Origin of the sequence: Streptomyces sp. G7(2002) (assembly GCF_028870195.1) — a bacterium.
Lineage (GTDB): Bacteria > Actinomycetota > Actinomycetes > Streptomycetales > Streptomycetaceae > Streptomyces > Streptomyces nigrescens.
The window spans coordinates 9,162,288-9,176,412 of sequence record NZ_CP102609.1 but is presented as its reverse complement, the minus strand read 5'-3'; the positions used below and the strand labels follow the sequence as shown (position 1 = coordinate 9,176,412).

General features: G+C 68.2%; 10 protein-coding genes and 2 pseudogenes. 5 read left to right on the top strand and 7 right to left on the bottom strand.

Annotation, left to right across the window (positions count from 1 at the left end; genetic code table 11):
* Positions 1-127 precede the first annotated feature (127 nt).
* The gene (locus NUT86_RS39575; RefSeq protein WP_274740219.1) at positions 128-1,825 is read left to right on the top strand and encodes a tetratricopeptide repeat protein; all 1,698 of its coding nucleotides are present in this window, start codon (positions 128-130) and stop codon (positions 1,823-1,825) included.
* Positions 1,826-1,995: 170 nt separating this feature from the next.
* Here the strand turns inward: NUT86_RS39575 and dnaE are convergent, their stop codons facing one another.
* On the bottom strand, positions 1,996-5,592 hold the full coding sequence (gene dnaE / locus NUT86_RS39570) for a DNA polymerase III subunit alpha (RefSeq protein WP_274740218.1): 3,597 nt from the start codon (positions 5,590-5,592) through the stop codon (positions 1,996-1,998).
* A 375-nt stretch (positions 5,593-5,967) separates the two neighbouring features.
* On the opposite strand from dnaE, the gene NUT86_RS39565 reads away from it, so the two are divergent.
* Positions 5,968-6,915, top strand: a complete 948-nt coding sequence (locus tag NUT86_RS39565) for a LysR family transcriptional regulator (protein WP_274740216.1) — start codon at positions 5,968-5,970, stop codon at positions 6,913-6,915.
* Positions 6,916-7,000: 85 nt separating this feature from the next.
* On the opposite strand, the gene NUT86_RS39560 is transcribed toward NUT86_RS39565, so the two are convergent.
* Together NUT86_RS39560 and NUT86_RS39555 are read right to left on the bottom strand one after the other, a co-directional pair.
* A protein-coding gene (locus NUT86_RS39560; RefSeq protein ID WP_274740755.1) for an IS5 family transposase occupies positions 7,001-7,818 on the bottom strand; the annotation gives its coding sequence in 2 pieces (ribosomal slippage) (positions 7,001-7,476 and positions 7,476-7,818; 819 coding nt in all).
* Between the two features lie 241 nt (positions 7,819-8,059).
* Positions 8,060-8,466, bottom strand: a pseudogene (locus NUT86_RS39555) (RidA family protein).
* 148 nt (positions 8,467-8,614) lie between these two features.
* On the opposite strand from NUT86_RS39555, the gene NUT86_RS39550 reads away from it, so the two are divergent.
* Positions 8,615-8,995 (top strand): winged helix-turn-helix transcriptional regulator, encoded by a 381-nt coding sequence (locus NUT86_RS39550; RefSeq protein WP_018091403.1) that lies wholly within the window; start codon positions 8,615-8,617, stop codon positions 8,993-8,995.
* A gap of 134 nt (positions 8,996-9,129) precedes the next feature.
* Here the strand turns inward: NUT86_RS39550 and NUT86_RS39545 are convergent, their stop codons facing one another.
* From NUT86_RS39545 to NUT86_RS39535, 3 genes and pseudogenes are all read right to left on the bottom strand, one after another.
* Positions 9,130-10,107, bottom strand: a complete 978-nt coding sequence (locus NUT86_RS39545) for an MBL fold metallo-hydrolase (RefSeq protein ID WP_274740215.1) — start codon at positions 10,105-10,107, stop codon at positions 9,130-9,132.
* Positions 10,104-10,561, bottom strand: a pseudogene (locus NUT86_RS39540) (PaaI family thioesterase). The gene NUT86_RS39545 and the pseudogene NUT86_RS39540 overlap by 4 nt, the downstream one beginning before the upstream one ends.
* 321 nt (positions 10,562-10,882) lie before the next feature.
* Positions 10,883-11,488, bottom strand: coding sequence for a TetR/AcrR family transcriptional regulator (locus NUT86_RS39535; RefSeq protein WP_274740214.1), 606 nt, complete (start codon positions 11,486-11,488; stop codon positions 10,883-10,885).
* 254 nt (positions 11,489-11,742) lie between these two features.
* Here NUT86_RS39535 and NUT86_RS39530 point away from each other — a divergent pair, with 254 nt between their 5' ends.
* Positions 11,743-12,912, top strand: coding sequence for an FAD-dependent oxidoreductase (locus tag NUT86_RS39530; protein WP_274740213.1), 1,170 nt, complete (start codon positions 11,743-11,745; stop codon positions 12,910-12,912).
* Positions 12,913-13,257: 345 nt separating this feature from the next.
* Here the strand turns inward: NUT86_RS39530 and NUT86_RS39525 are convergent, their stop codons facing one another.
* On the bottom strand, positions 13,258-13,674 hold the full coding sequence (locus tag NUT86_RS39525; protein WP_026169938.1) for a Fur family transcriptional regulator: 417 nt from the start codon (positions 13,672-13,674) through the stop codon (positions 13,258-13,260).
* Between the two features lie 135 nt (positions 13,675-13,809).
* Between NUT86_RS39525 and NUT86_RS39520 the strand changes: the two genes are divergently transcribed.
* Positions 13,810-14,037, top strand: coding sequence for a hypothetical protein (locus NUT86_RS39520; RefSeq protein WP_381282835.1), 228 nt, complete (start codon positions 13,810-13,812; stop codon positions 14,035-14,037).
* Positions 14,038-14,125 lie beyond the last annotated feature (88 nt).

Sequence of the window (14,125 nt, the reverse complement as noted above, 5' to 3'; positions counted from 1 at the left end):
CAGAGATAAAGCCCATTCGAGTGAATGTGGGGGCGGCGAGAGGCGCCAGAAGTGAACAAAGCCAATCGGCACCTATGCACTGAGCGCCGACTATCGTCGAGTTCACATCCCTCTGCAGGAGATCCTCATGGACTACTTCGACCTCGGGACCTTCACCCGGCCCGTATCGACACGTTCGCCGGAAGCACAGCTCTGGTTCAACCGTGGCCTCGCCTGGAGCTACGGGTTCAACCACGAAGAGGCCGTCACCTGCTTCGAATCGGCGGCGGCAGCGGATCCCGGCTGCGCCATGGCGTATTGGGGCATCGCGTACGCCCTGGGCCCCAATTACAACAAGCCCTGGGACTTCTTCGACGAGACCGATCTGCAGCGCACGGTGGAACGGGCGCATGCCGCCGTCGAACGGGCCCATGAGCTGTGTGACGGGGCCACGCCAACCGAGCGCGCGCTCATCGCGGCATTGCGCGAGCGCTACCCCGCCTCGTGCGCCGTGGAGGACTGTTCCGTCTGGAACGAGCCCTATGCCGTGGCCATGCGCGCCGTATACGAACTCGCACCCGACGACCTGGACGTCGCCACCCTCTACGCCGACGCGTTGATGAACCTCACCCCGTGGCAGCTGTGGGACCTGCGCACGGGCGAACCCGCCGGCGACGCGCGCACACTGGAGGCGAAGGCCGTCCTCGAACGCGCGTTGCTCACCGCGGCCGGCAGCGATCACCCGGGCACACTCCACATGTACATCCACCTGATGGAGATGTCGCCGACGCCGGAGAAGGCTCTGTCGGTCGCCGACCGGCTGCGAGGGCTGGTCCCGGACGCGGGGCACCTGCAGCACATGCCCTCACATCTCGATGTGCTGTGCGGGGACTACCGACGGGTCGTGTCGGGCAACAGCGACGCGATCAGGGCCGATGAGAAGTACCTGCGGCGGGCCGGCGCGATGAACTTCTACACGCTGTACCGCTCGCACAACTACCACTTCAAGATCTACGGTGCGATGTTCCTCGGCCAGTCCAGGACGGCGCTGGAGACGGTCGCGCAACTCGAGGCGTCCATCCCCGAGGAGCTGCTGCGCGTGGAGAGCCCGCCGATGGCCGACTGGCTGGAGGGCTTTCTCGCCATGCGGGTGCATGTGCTGATCCGCTTCGGCCGGTGGACAGACATCCTCGCGCTGCCGATGCCCGCCGACCGGGAGCTGTACTGCGTCACCACGGCGATGCTGCACTACGCGCGCGGAGTGGCGTATTCCGCCACGGGGGCGACCGTCGAGGCCGAGGCCGAGCGAGAGCTGTTCCGCCGCGCGGCCGAGCGGGTTCCCGAGACGCGGATGCTGTTCAACAACACGTGCCGGGACATCCTGGCGCTCGCCTCCGCCATGCTCGACGGCGAACTCGCGTACCGCAAGGGCGAGTACGACGCAGCGTTTGCCGCCCTGGAGCGCTCCATCGAGCTCGACGACAACCTGCCCTACGACGAACCGTGGGGCTGGATGCAGCCGACCCGCCACGCCTACGGGGCGCTCCTGCTGGAACAGGGCAGGGTCGAAGAGGCCGAGGCCGTCTACCGGGCCGACCTCGGGCTCGACAACACCCTGCCCAGGCCGTTGCAGCATCCCGGAAACGTCTGGGCCCTCCACGGCTTCCACGAATGCCTCGTGCAGCTCGGCAGGACGGGAGAAGCCCGCATCGTCGCCCAGCAACTCACCGTGGCCACCGCACTCGCGGACGTCCCCGTCGAGGCGTCGTGCTTCTGCCGCCTCGACACCGCCGCCGGCGCGAAGAGCGGCTGCTGCTCCGACGGAACCCGTGACAGTGCGAACTGACGCCGGGTACCCACTCCCTTGCTACCCGCGCTGCTGCGCTCTCCTCCCCCGCGACCCCCGCGACGCGCCCCCCCGCGGCGTCACGGTCGCGTACGGCGTCGCGGTCGCGCGCGGCGTTCGGCCAGTCACGAACGGGCTTGCCGAACGCTTCACTCTCACCGGCCCCCGGATCACGCCAGCCCCGTCCACGCGTCAGCTCCGAACGTGCCCTTCACGTCGGATGCGATGGTGATGGCGTCCACCTTGGCCTGCAGGGCGTACACGGTCGTCTTGCGTGCGCCGCGGACGCTGAGGTGGACGGGGCTGTCGCCCGGGTGGTCCGCGAGGATGCGCTTGAGTTCTCTGACGGACTGTTCGGTGATCCGGTGGGCGGGGAGGGCAAGCCGCACGGGGGGTCTGCCGCCGTGTTCGGCGGAGGAGACGTCCAGTACCGCGAGTTCTCTGCCGAAGACGTTCACGGTTCCGTCCCGGTCCTCGATCTTGCCCTTGACGGAGATGACGTTGTCTTCGGCCAGCGCGTGCTGCACGAGCTGGTAGGCGGCGGGGAAGAAGAGGACCTCGATGCCGGCATCACGGTCCGCCAGGTTCACGATGGCCCAGGCGTTGCCCTGTTTGGTCATCTTGAGCTGGATGCCGGTGATCAGTCCGGAGAGCTGTACGTCCCCGGAGGTGCGGCCGGAGGCGAGCAGTTCGGCGATGGAGCAGTCCCGTGCGCCGGAGAGGATGTGCTCGGCTCCGTCCAGCGGGTGGGCGGAGACGTAGAGGCCGAGCATGTCGCGTTCGGTCGCCAGGAGCTGTCTGCGGGGCCACTCGGTGTCGTCGATGGCAAAGTTGAGACCGAAGGGCGCAACGCTGCTTCCCTCGCCGCCCAGGTCGGCGAAGAGGTCGTCCTGTCCGAAGCTTGCCGCCTTCTTCACGGGGATGACCGCGTCGATGGCGTCCTCGTGGATGGCGGTGAGGCCCTTGCGGGAGTGCTGCAGGGAGTCGAAGGTGCCGGCCTTGATCAGGGACTCCACAGCTCGTTTGTTCAGTGCGGGCAGGCCGGCCTTGTCGAGGAAGTCGGAGAAGGAGGTGAATTTCCCTTCCCGGCGGCGGGCCTCGACGATGGCCTCGATGACGTTGTCGCCGACGTTGCGTACGGACCGCAGTCCGAACCGTACGTCGTCGCCGATGGCGGTGAACTCGGCGACGGACTCGTTCACGTCGGGCTGGAGGACGCGGACGCCGTTCTTACGGGCGTCGGCGAGGTAGACCGCGGCCTTGTCCTTGTCGTCGCCGACCGAGGTGAGCAGGGCGGCCATGTACTCGGCCGGGTAGTTGGCCTTGAGGTAGGCGGTCCAGTACGAGACGAGGCCATAGCCGGCGGTGTGGGACTTGTTGAAGGCGTAGCCGGAGAACGGGAGCATGACGTCCCACAGGGCTTTGACGGCTTCCTCGCTGTACCCGTTGCCCCGCATGCCGTCGTGGAACTTGTCCCACTCCGCGGCCAGCACCTCCGGTTTCTTCTTGCCCATCGCACGGCGCAGCAGGTCGGCGCCGCCGAGGGTGTACCCGGCCAGTTCCCGGGCGATGGCCATGATCTGCTCCTGGTAGACGAGCAGGTGGAAGGTGTTGCCGAGGATGGGATCCAGGGCGTCGCGCAGTTCGGGGTGGATGGGGGTGATGTCCTGGCGGCCGGTCTTGCGGTGGGCGTAGTTGGTGTGGGCGTTGGCCGCCATGGGGCCGGGCCGGTAGAGGGCGTTGACCGCGGCGATGTCCTCGAACCGGGTGGGTTCCATCTGCTTCAGCAGTACGCGCATCCCGCCGCCGTCGAGCTGGAAGACGCCGAAGGTGTTGCCCTCGGCCAGCAGCCGGTAGGTCTTGGTGTCGTCCAGGGGGATGACGACGGTGGACGGGTCGCCGTCCAGGGGGTCTACGGTGGCGAGGCTGATTCCCCGGTTCTCGCGGATGTTCTCGATGGCCTGGTCGATGACGCCCAGGTTCCGCAGCCCCAGGAAGTCCATCTTGATCAGACCCATGTCTTCGCAGGACGGGTAGTCGAAGCCGGTGATCTTCACCCCGTCCGAGGCACGCATGTGCAGCGGGATGCGGTCGGTGAGCTTCGTCTTGGACAGGATCACCGCCGCGGCGTGCACGCCGGTGCCGCGGGTGAGGCCCTCCACCCCGCGGGCGGTGTCGATGACCCGCTTCACATCCTGCTCGTTGCCATACATCTGCCGGATCTCGCCGGCCTCGCCATACCGCTCATGGGAGGAGTCGAAGACGGCGGCCAGTGGGGCGGACTTGCCGTTGTGGTCCGGCGGGAGAGCTTTGGTGATCCGCTCGCCGTGGGCGTACGGGTAGCCGAGGATGCGTGAGGAGTCCTTGATCGCGTTCTTGGCCTTGATCTTGCCGAACGTATTCACCATGGCGGTGTACTCCTCGCCGTACTTCTCGGTGACGTAGCGGACCATCCGGTCGCGCTGACGGTCGTCGAAGTCGAGGTCCACATCCGGCGGGTTGATGCGCTCGGGGTTCAGGAACCGCTCGAACAGCAGGCCGTGCTCCAGGGGGCACAGCTCGGTGATGCGGGTGGCGTAGGCGACGATCGAGCCGGTGGCCGAGCCCCGGCCCGGGCCGAGCGGGATCTTGTTGTCCCGGGCGTGGCGGCAGATGTCCGCCACGACGAGGAAGTAGGAGCTGAAGCCCATGGGGCCGATGACCGACATCTCGGTCTCGAAGCGGTCCACGATGTGCGGGGGAACCGGGTCCCCGTAGCGCATGGCCAGCCCCTTGAGGACTTCCTTGCGCAGCCACGACTCCTGCGTTTCGCCTTCGGGCACGTCCGGGAACCGCGGCATCTCGTCGACGTAGTCGAAGACCTCGTCGTAGGACTCGATGCGCTCGGCGATCAGCAGGGTGTTGTCGCAGGCTTCCGGAAGCTCCGAGAACAGGCTGCGCATCTCGGCGGCGCTCTTGAGGTAGTAGCCGGAGCCGTTGAACCGGAAGCGGCCCGGGTCGTCCTTGTTCTTGCCGACGCCGATGCACAGCAGGCTGTCGTGGGCGTCGGCCTGGTCCTCGGTGACGTAGTGCGCGTCATTGGTGGCCAGGAGGGGGATGTTCAGTTCCTTGGCCAGGCGCAGCAGGCCCTCACGGACCTCACGCTCGATGTCCAGGCCGTGGTCCATCAGCTCCAGGAAGTAGTTCTCGCGGCCGAAGATCTCCTGGTAGGCCGCGGCAGCAGTCTTCGCCTCGTCATACTGGTTCAGCCGCAGGCGGGTCTGGATCTCGCCCGAGGGGCAGCCGGTGGTGGCGATGACGCCGCCCGGCCGCTCGGCGATCAACTCCCGGTCCATGCGCGGCTTTCCGGCAGGGAACTGACCCTCATAGCTGGCCTGCGTGCTGAGCCAGAACAGGTTCCGCAGGCCCTGGCTGTTGCGCGCCCACATGGTCATGTGAGTGAAGCGGCCGCCACCGGAGACATCCTTCGACCCCTCACCGTCCGCGTTCGTGGCGCGACGGCCTCCCGGCCCCCAGAACTCCTGCTTGCGGACGAACCGAGAGGAAGGCGCCATGTACGCCTCGATGCCGATGATCGGCCTGATCCCTTCGAAGCCCTTCGCGACCTGCGCGAACTCGTAGGCACCGAACATGTTGCCGTGATCGCTCATGGCGATCGCGGGCATCTCCTGCCGGGCCACCTCGGCGAACATCGGCTTCATCTTCTGTGCGCCGTCCAGCATCGAGTATTCGGTGTGATTGTGCAGGTGAACGAAGGAATCCGGCACGTGTGGGTCGCCTCCGGGGTGAGTAGGGAGCCCCATCCATCCCGGCCAGGGACGCGATGGTGCCTTGTGGTGGCCGACCGCACAGGCATCAGCATCGGCATCGGCAGATGGCTGAGCGGCTCGGCTCGGCTCGTCGCGATGCGGTCGCGCCGACGGAGCGGCCAAGGGGTCGCACCGCCCGTGCACGTGGTCAGTCCGAGCCCTTGGCCGCGCAGGCCCGGCAGCCACCCGGCAGCCGGGCAGCACGCCTCCTGCCGCACTGCTTGCGAAACCACAGGTTGACCAGAGACATCAAAGCCAGCGCGGCCTACGGGAATCAAACAACCATTTCGCCGCCCGCAGTCAACGATTGGTTGTCCACCTAGGATGGTCAGCGTGGACCTCATCGCCGTGCGCACCTTCGTCACCGCCGTCGACGCGGGACAGTTCCAAGAAGCCGCCGCCAACTTGTCGATCACCCCACAGGCCGTATCCAAGCGCATCGCCGTGCTGGAGAAGGACCTCGGTGTGCAGCTGTTCAGCCGTACGGCCCGCGGAGCCCGGCTGACCATCGACGGACAGGCGTTCCTGCCTTACGCCCGGGCTCTCCTGCAAGCCGAGGAACGGGCAGCCGCCTCCGTGCGGCCGGGGCGCCGAGCGTTGCGCGTCGATGTGATCGGCCGCCGGGTTTCGGTGGCGGGTCTGCTGCGTGACTTCCACCGCGCGCATCCCGAGACCGATCTCGATGTCGTGACCCTGTTCGACTCGGACACGGCCATCGCCGCCGTCCGGTCCGGGACGATCGACGCGACCTTCCGCGCGGTGACCATGCCGGGCCGGCAGCTCCCCGACGGCATCGAGGCCACCCCGGTCTACGACGAACCGCTCCACCTGTTCACCGGACCGGCCCACGAGTTCGCCACCGCCCGCGCGATCACGCCCGCCCAGCTCGCCGGGCGCCGGATCTGGATGCCCGGCAACCTGCCCGGCACCGAGTGGGCCGCCTACTATGACGAACTCGCCGCCACGTTCGGTCTCACCATCGACGCGGTCGGCCCCAACTTCGGTATCGAGCCCCTCCTCGACACGATCGCGGCCTCCTCAACACTGGCGACCTTCGTCAGCGAGCAAACTCCGCTGGTCTGGCCTGCCGGCCACGACCTGCGACGCATCCCCCTGCACGACCCGACCCCGGTCTACCCGCACTCACTGATCTGGCGCACCGACAACCCGCACCCCGCCCTCACCGCACTGCGAAACCACCTCACCTCTGCCTACCCCGGCCGGCCCGACAACGGGACCTGGACACCGGACTGGGCTCAGGGCGCCACACCGCCGAGCTAGGCCGGGGACACCAACACACGACAGCCATCGGGCCGAAGGAGATGCCGGGCGCACTTCATCTCGTCATTCCCGTTTAGACCGTGTCCTACGTGGTGAGGCGGACGAGGCGCTTGTAGCAGCAAAGGGCGGCGGCGAGTCCGAGAAAGGCCAGGTAGTTGCGGGAATGGCGCTCGTAGCGGGGGCTGAGTCTGCGGTAGCCGGACAGCCAAGACATCGTGCGCTCGATCACCCACCTCCGGCGCCCTAAGCGTTCGCTGGATTCGATGCCTTTGCGGGCGATGCGCACTCCGATCCGCTTGCCGCGCAGCCATTTCCGCAGATCGGCGCGGTCATACGCCTTGTCGGCGTGAAGGCGCTGGGGCTTGAGGTACCGGCCTCGGTGGGGGTCGTGTCTCGTTTGGTGACCCGCCACCATGGGCTTCAGCCCTTCGCTGTCGTGGGTGTTGCCGGCCGAGATGCCGACGAGAAGGGGCAGCCCGTTCGCGTCCGACAGGATGTGCATCTCGGAGCCCGGCTTGCCCCGGTCCACGGGGCTCGGACCTGTGTGTTCGCCCCCTTTTTAGCCCTGACATGGGCGGTGTCGAGGACAACGCGGGTGACGTCGATCAGGCCGGTGTCGTCGAGGCGGTGCAGCACGGCTGCGTGCAGGCGGCCCCAGACGCCGGCTCTCGACCAGATCAGGAACCGGCGGTGGGCGGTCGACTTCGATATGCCGAAGCAGGGCGGCAGTTGGCGCCAGGCGCAGCCGCTGACCAGGACGTAGACGATGGCCGCGAACAGTGTCTCATCAGGCGTGTCCTGCGTTCCGCCGCCCTGCGGCCGCACTCTCGACGGAGGGATCAGCGGCTTCGCGATCTCCCACAGTCCGTCCGGAACAATCCAACTCCACGTACCCCGCCCCATACCGAAGCCAACGACCGCCTCACCACGTAGGACACGGTCTAAATCAGTCACACCCCGATCGTTGCATGGCTCCAGAGGGAGTGAAGGGGCGGCTCATACACCGCACCCTTCACCGAAGCCCCCGGCTCGCGAGTCGTGGTATTCCACCAACACATCAGCAAGTACCGGTCGCCTTGAGTGGCTGCTGCCGTACGTGGCGCCCCACAACCTCACGGCGCAAGCTCACGGCACAAGCACCTGTTCAGTCGAGCATGGCGGTGGCTTCGACCTCGACCAGATGCTCGGGCACGTCCAGGGCCGCAACGCCCAGCAGTGTGGCCGGCGGTACGGGGGTGACTCCCAGCTTGGCGGCGGCCCGGGTGATCCCCTCCATGAGCAGGGGCATCTTGTCGGGGTCCAGTCGACGACATGGACGGTCAGTTTCGCCACGTCGTCGAAGCTGCCACCGACCTCGGCCAGGGCGGTGCCGATGTTGAGGTAACACTGCTCGACCTGAGCTGCGAGGTCGTTTCCGCCGACCGTGACCCCTTCGGCGTCCCAGGCGACCTGCCCGGCGATGAAGACCAGCCGCGTCCCGGAGGCGATCGACACCTGCCGGTAGGCATCGATCTCCGGCAATCCGCTCGGGTTCACCAGGGTGATGGCCATGCTGCCCGCCTCCTTGCCATAAGAGCCCGTGGGCTCGCTTCCACCGAATCGGGACCAGGACCTTCCCGGTCTCTTGTGGTTACTCAGGAACCGTAGGAGAGTGGCCGCTGACATGGAAGAACGCACTTTTCAGTGACTGGGGAACCTCATGGTGACCAAGCAGTTCAGCGGCTCGCCCGACGAGGCGGACCTGACACGCGCGGACTCTCTGGCACGGGAGATCTTCTCGGACATCGCCAACAAATGGGCGCTCCTGATCATCGAAGCCCTGGGTGAACGCACCCTGCGCTTCAGCGAGTTGCGTAACGAGATCGAGGGCATCAGCCACAAGATGCTCACCCAGAACCTGCGCATGCTGGAGCGCAACGGCCTGGTCCAACGCACCGTGCACCCCACCGTGCCGCCACGGGTCGAGTACACCCTCACCGAACCGGGCCAGGCCCTGCGGGTGACCATCGACGGCATGTGCGACTGGACCCACCGGTACCTCGGCCACATCGAGGCCTCCCGCCACCACTTCGACTCCTGACGGACCGATGGGGCGCTGGAGCGCTGGAGCGCTGGAGCGCTGGAGCACTCCTACGCGGTGCCACTCCAGGATGACGAGCGGCAGTGAGGACGGCAAGCGGCGCTGAGGCCGCTCGCCCGCTCGTTCGCCGCGTGTCAGCGCAGCTCGGTTGCCGGCCAGGCGCGCGGGTACGGTACACGCAGCGACTCGGCCGCCACCGGGGTGTGGTCGGCGGCGGCGTGGAGGCGTCCGTCGCGCAGGACGAGGGCACGGTTGCGGAGCATCGCGGCGACCAGCTCGGTGGCGAGCGCCTCGGGCGTGAGGTCCAGGAGCCGTGCCGCGTCGGTCAGCCAGGCGCGGGCATGAAGGTAGGGCTCGACCTCGTCCGACGCGATGCCTCCGCGGATCATCAGGGCGAAGGCGAAGATGCGCCGGGCGCCGTACCAGACCGCCCCGTCCGGATCGTCGACGAGGCGCTGGGCGCGGCGCAGCGCGGTACCGAAGGCGGCCGTGGGGTCGGCGGGGATCGGGCCGTGCGAGGGAAGGATCACGCGAGGGGCCAGGTCGGCCATCCGCTTGAGGGAGGCGAGCGCCGTCGTGGCCGCGTCGAGCCCGTCGAGCGCGAGGTTGACCCACCCGACGTCATAGTCCGACAGCGCGTCCCCGGCCACGAGGAGCCGCTCGTCCGGTTGCCACAGCGCCAGGTGGCCGGGGGTGTGCCCGGGGGTCCGGACCACTTCCCAGTCGGTGTCGCCGAGGCGGAGCACCTGCCCGTCGTCGAGCGACATGTCTACCGTGTACGGGGCGACCGGCTGGTCCAGGTACTCCGCTGCACAACAGCCCGGGTCCCGGCGGGAGATCGCCTCCGCCTCCGGGGCCCCGGCCGCGATGGCAGCGCCCCTCGCCTGGAGGAGGGCGTTGCCGCCGACGTGGTCGGAGTGCCAGTGCGTGTTCACGACCAGCCCGATCTCCCCGGCGTGCGCACGGGCCCATGCAGCCGTGTCCTCCGCGTGCCCGACGAACCCGCTGTCGACCAGGGCCGGTTGCCGCCCGTGCAGCAGGAGCAGGTTGGCGTCGGGGAACGGCCTCAGCCGCCACGTCACCCAGGGCGGCAGCGACGGCTGCCCGCTCACTGCTCGGGCCGTTTCACGCGAATGAGCGTCTGCTGCCCATTGGCGACGAGCTTCCGCTCGCCGTCGTCCTGAACTCCGAACACCTCCAGCTGACACACGGTCAGCGTCCGCCCGGACTTCAGGACCGTCCCGACCGCCTCGATGCGGTCACCGGCAGCAGGCGCGAGAAGGTTGATCTTGTACTCGACGGTGAGCACGTTGTGTCCTCGGGGAACAGCGTGTAGGCGGCATAGCCGCCGGCGCTGTCCGCGATGGCGCTGGTGGCGCCGGCATGGAAGTAGCCGTGCTGCTGGGTGACTTCGGGCCTGCCGGGGAGCTCGATGTGCACGCGGCCCGGCGCGATGCGGGTGAGCGTTGCTCCGAGATGAGCCATCAGCCCCTGGCGGTCGAAGCTGTCCTGGATGCGCTTCTGCACCTCGGGGCTCGCCTGGTCCGGCTGCGACTGGTCTTCCACGTGCGCCTCCTTCGACGGACATCATGGTCTGTGAACGGGGTGAGGCGGGTTCGTCAGCCGGCCTGGCGTTCCACCAGCAGGAGCCCGCCGATGACGATCATCATGGCATCCGAGGCACGCGTGACCGCCCGGGCTGCGGAGGGCCGGGTCGTTACACCGACATCGAGCCGCACCGGGACTTTCCACCACGCCTCGCGTCACACGCCCTCTGACCGCACTTCCCGCCCTGGGGCGAAGCGAGCAAGCCTTCAAGTGGCCGTCGATGGCGCCGTGCCGATGACGCCGTGCCGATGGCGCCGTGATGCCGCATCCGGTTCGCGCTTACCCGTCCTGACCGGGGCCGTCTTCCTGGCGCGCCAGAGGCGTGGTGGCCCAGCCGTTTTCCAGCAGGGCGAACAGGTCGCGTACGGCCCGGGCCGGCTCGTCGCTTGCGCGGGCCAGACTGGGGACCTCCAGAGCGAAGCGTGCCAGGCCGGTGACGGCAAGGTCGTCCGCGGCCAGCCCAGTGGCATCGGCGAGAGTGGCGGCCAGTGCCTTCTCGTGGCGTGACCACATGCGCCGGGCGTAATCCCGCAACGCGGGGGTGGATTCGACGAGGAGGAAAGTGGGGTCGTCGGTCCGCACGGCGGTACGGGTGCGCACCATGTGGTCGCGCAGGGCGTGCAGCACGGGCTGACCGGGGGCTCGGTCGCGAATGGCGGCGATCAGGGCGCTCTCGATGTCCGCGTCCAGGTCGAAGACGAGGGCTTCCTTGCTGGGGAAGTGCTTGAAGAGCGTACTCAACGAGACATCGGCCGCCTCCGCCACCTCGCGCACACCGACGTCGTCGAAGCCGCGCTCGGTGAACAGCCGCACTGCGGCATCCGTCAGGGCCTGCCTCGTCTGGGCCTTCTTGCGTTCGCGGCGTCCGGTCGTTGTCTCGGCCATGCGCCCACCTTACCCCCTTGAAGAGATTTGATCGCAAAGGCAATCGGATAAAAAATCAGAGCAGTTGTACTTTTGGAGCTGCTGCGCTTCTATGAGCTGGAACGCCTGACCGGCACCCAGCCGCCGGAGCCCGGGGTACATCCCCACACCGGAAGGACGCATCTGCCCTGCCCGAAACGAGGCGTCGGCTTCGGCTTCGGCTTCGCCACAAGTCACCGGCACTGTCTTCAACCGTCGAACGGAGCGTGATCCTCATGTCCACCACCCCTCGCATCGCGATCGCAGGCGCCGGCCTCGGCGGCCTCGTCTGCGCGCGCGTCCTGCAGCAGCACGGCCTGCCGGCCACGGTCTTCGAGCGTGAGACCGCCCCCGACGCACGCTCGCAGGGCGGCACTCTCGACATCCACGAGGACACCGGCCAAGCGGCCCTGCGCACAGCCGGACTGTTCGACGAGTTCCTCGCCCTGTCCCGGCCCGAAAGCCAGGAGTGGCGCCTGTACGACCGCCACGCGACCCTGATACGCCACGACCAGGCCGGCGAGGACGATCTGAGCAGGCCCGAGATCGACCGCGGCCATCTGCGCGCGCTCCTGCTGGACTCCCTCGCCCCGGGCACGGTCCGCTGGGGCCACTCCGTAAGGGCCGTCACCCCACTCCCCCATGGCACCGCCCGCCTACACCACCACAACCACACCACCGAGGACTTCGACCTGGTCATCGGCGCCGACGGCGCCTGGTCCCGGGTACGCCCCGCGCTCTCCGACGCCCAACCCTCCTACGCCGGTGTCACGTTGGTGGAGGCCCACTTCGACGACGTCGACCACCGTCACTCCGGCATCGCCCGCCTGGTAGGTCGCGGCACCATGTCGGCCAAGGCGGGCCGCCGCAGCCTGGTGCTGCAGCGCAACAGCAACGGACACGTCCGCGCCTACATCAACTTCCGCGGCCCCCAGGACTGGCACGCCGGTGTCGACCTCGCCGACACCGAAGCCGTACGCGCCCGCCTCCTCGCCCAGTACCAGGGCTGGGACGAGAGCCTGCTGGACATCCTGCGCGACAACGAGGGCGGGTTCATCAACCGGCCCATGTTCGTCCTTCCCGTTCCCCATACGTGGCGGCGCGTCCCCGGCATCACCCTCCTCGGCGACGCCGCCCATCTGATGCCGCCCGCCGGCGTCGGCGCCAACCTCGCCCTGCTCGACGGCGCCGAACTCGCCCAGTCCGTCATTGGTCACTCCACCATCGCCGAGGCTCTCGACGCCTACGAAAGCGTCATGCTGCCCCGCGCCGCCGAGAACGCGAAGACCGCCCAGCAGATGCTCGCCGGCCTCATGCCTGACACCGACTCCGACGACGCCGCCTTCCCCGACAGCCTCTGGCCGGCCGCCCCTCTCCCTGACTCGCGCCCTGCTCACACCAGCTGAACAGCTGCCAACGGTCAGCTTGCAGCTCTGGCCTGGCGCGGCTTCTTCAGCGCCTCGGATAGGAGGACTTCTTACGCGGTTCTGACTCACACGGCGACCATGCAGAACGACGGAAAGCATCGCTGTCTGAGCTTGCGGGAGCGAGCAACTTCGGTGATTGACCTTCACCTTGGGGAAAGTCGCAGCCTCGTGGCATGCACTCTCAGATGCCCCCGTTCCGCTATCAGGAACTCCTCCGTCAGGCCGACGAATACCGACTTGCCCAGAAGGCGTGGAAGGGCAGTCGGCGCCGGCCCGCCGGCCGGGCTACCGCGGCAGGCAAACCGCTGTTGTCCATGAGCTGGTTCAGGCGCGGGCGCAGGCGGGGCACAGGCCCCGGTAGGTCACCTCGGCCCCGGAGACGGTGAAGCCGAAGCGTTCGGAGGCGGGCAGGTCGGCCAGGGGGTCGCCGCCGGGGTGGACGTCGCGGATGGCGCCGCAGCCCGAGCACACCAGGTGCTGGTGGGGGCGGTGGGCGTTGGGGTCGTAGCGTTTGGCGCGGCCGTCGGTGGCGACCTCGATGACCTCGCCGAGCGAGACCAGTTCGCCGAGGGTGTTGTAGACGGTCGCGCGGGAGATCTCCGGCAGCCGTGCGGTGGCGCGTGCGAGTACCTCGTCCGCGGTGAGGTGGATGTGCTCGCCGTCGAGTACCTCGGCGACCACCCGGCGCTGGGCGGTCATCCGCCAGCCGCGTCCGCGAAGCCGGTCCAGCAGGTCACTCATGACCACCAGCCTAACTGTGCATGGTCTGACAAATGAATTCGTACGGACCTGGTTGTTGTATTGACTTGGACATAGTCGATCGTAGGATCAGTTCCGGCGACAGCCAAGAGACAGGACAACAGCAGGGACAAGCCCGTGACGGTTCAGGAGACGGGTCCGCTCACCACCGAATCCGGTGCTCCGGTCGCGGACAGCCAGTGCAGCGAGCAGGTGGGCGTCGGCGGCCCGGCACCGGTCCGGGGCCGGGTCCCGCTGGAGACGCCCGCCCGCCCCGGCCGCGAGCGCCCCCACCGCGTGTGTGCCGTTCGTGCGGTCTCGTCGCTGACGTCGGCCGCGCGGCCGCCGGCGTGGAGCTCTGCCTGACCACGTCCGACCACCACGGCCCGTTCGACAAGACTTAGGCACCCAGCGGGGCCTGTGCCCCGATTGTTGACCATCCCCAGTTCCTGAG

Excerpts from the sequence above, each read along its gene's own strand:
- NUT86_RS39575 (WP_274740219.1), top strand. The coding sequence starts at position 128 with ATGGACTACTTCGACCTCGGGACCTTCACCCGGCCCGTATCGACACGT.
- NUT86_RS39550 (WP_018091403.1), top strand. The coding sequence starts at position 8,615 with ATGGTGACCAAGCAGTTCAGCGGCTCGCCCGACGAGGCGGACCTGACA.
- NUT86_RS39535 (WP_274740214.1), bottom strand. The coding sequence starts at position 11,488 with ATGGCCGAGACAACGACCGGACGCCGCGAACGCAAGAAGGCCCAGACG.
- NUT86_RS39530 (WP_274740213.1), top strand. The coding sequence starts at position 11,743 with ATGTCCACCACCCCTCGCATCGCGATCGCAGGCGCCGGCCTCGGCGGC.
- NUT86_RS39525 (WP_026169938.1), bottom strand. The coding sequence starts at position 13,674 with ATGAGTGACCTGCTGGACCGGCTTCGCGGACGCGGCTGGCGGATGACC.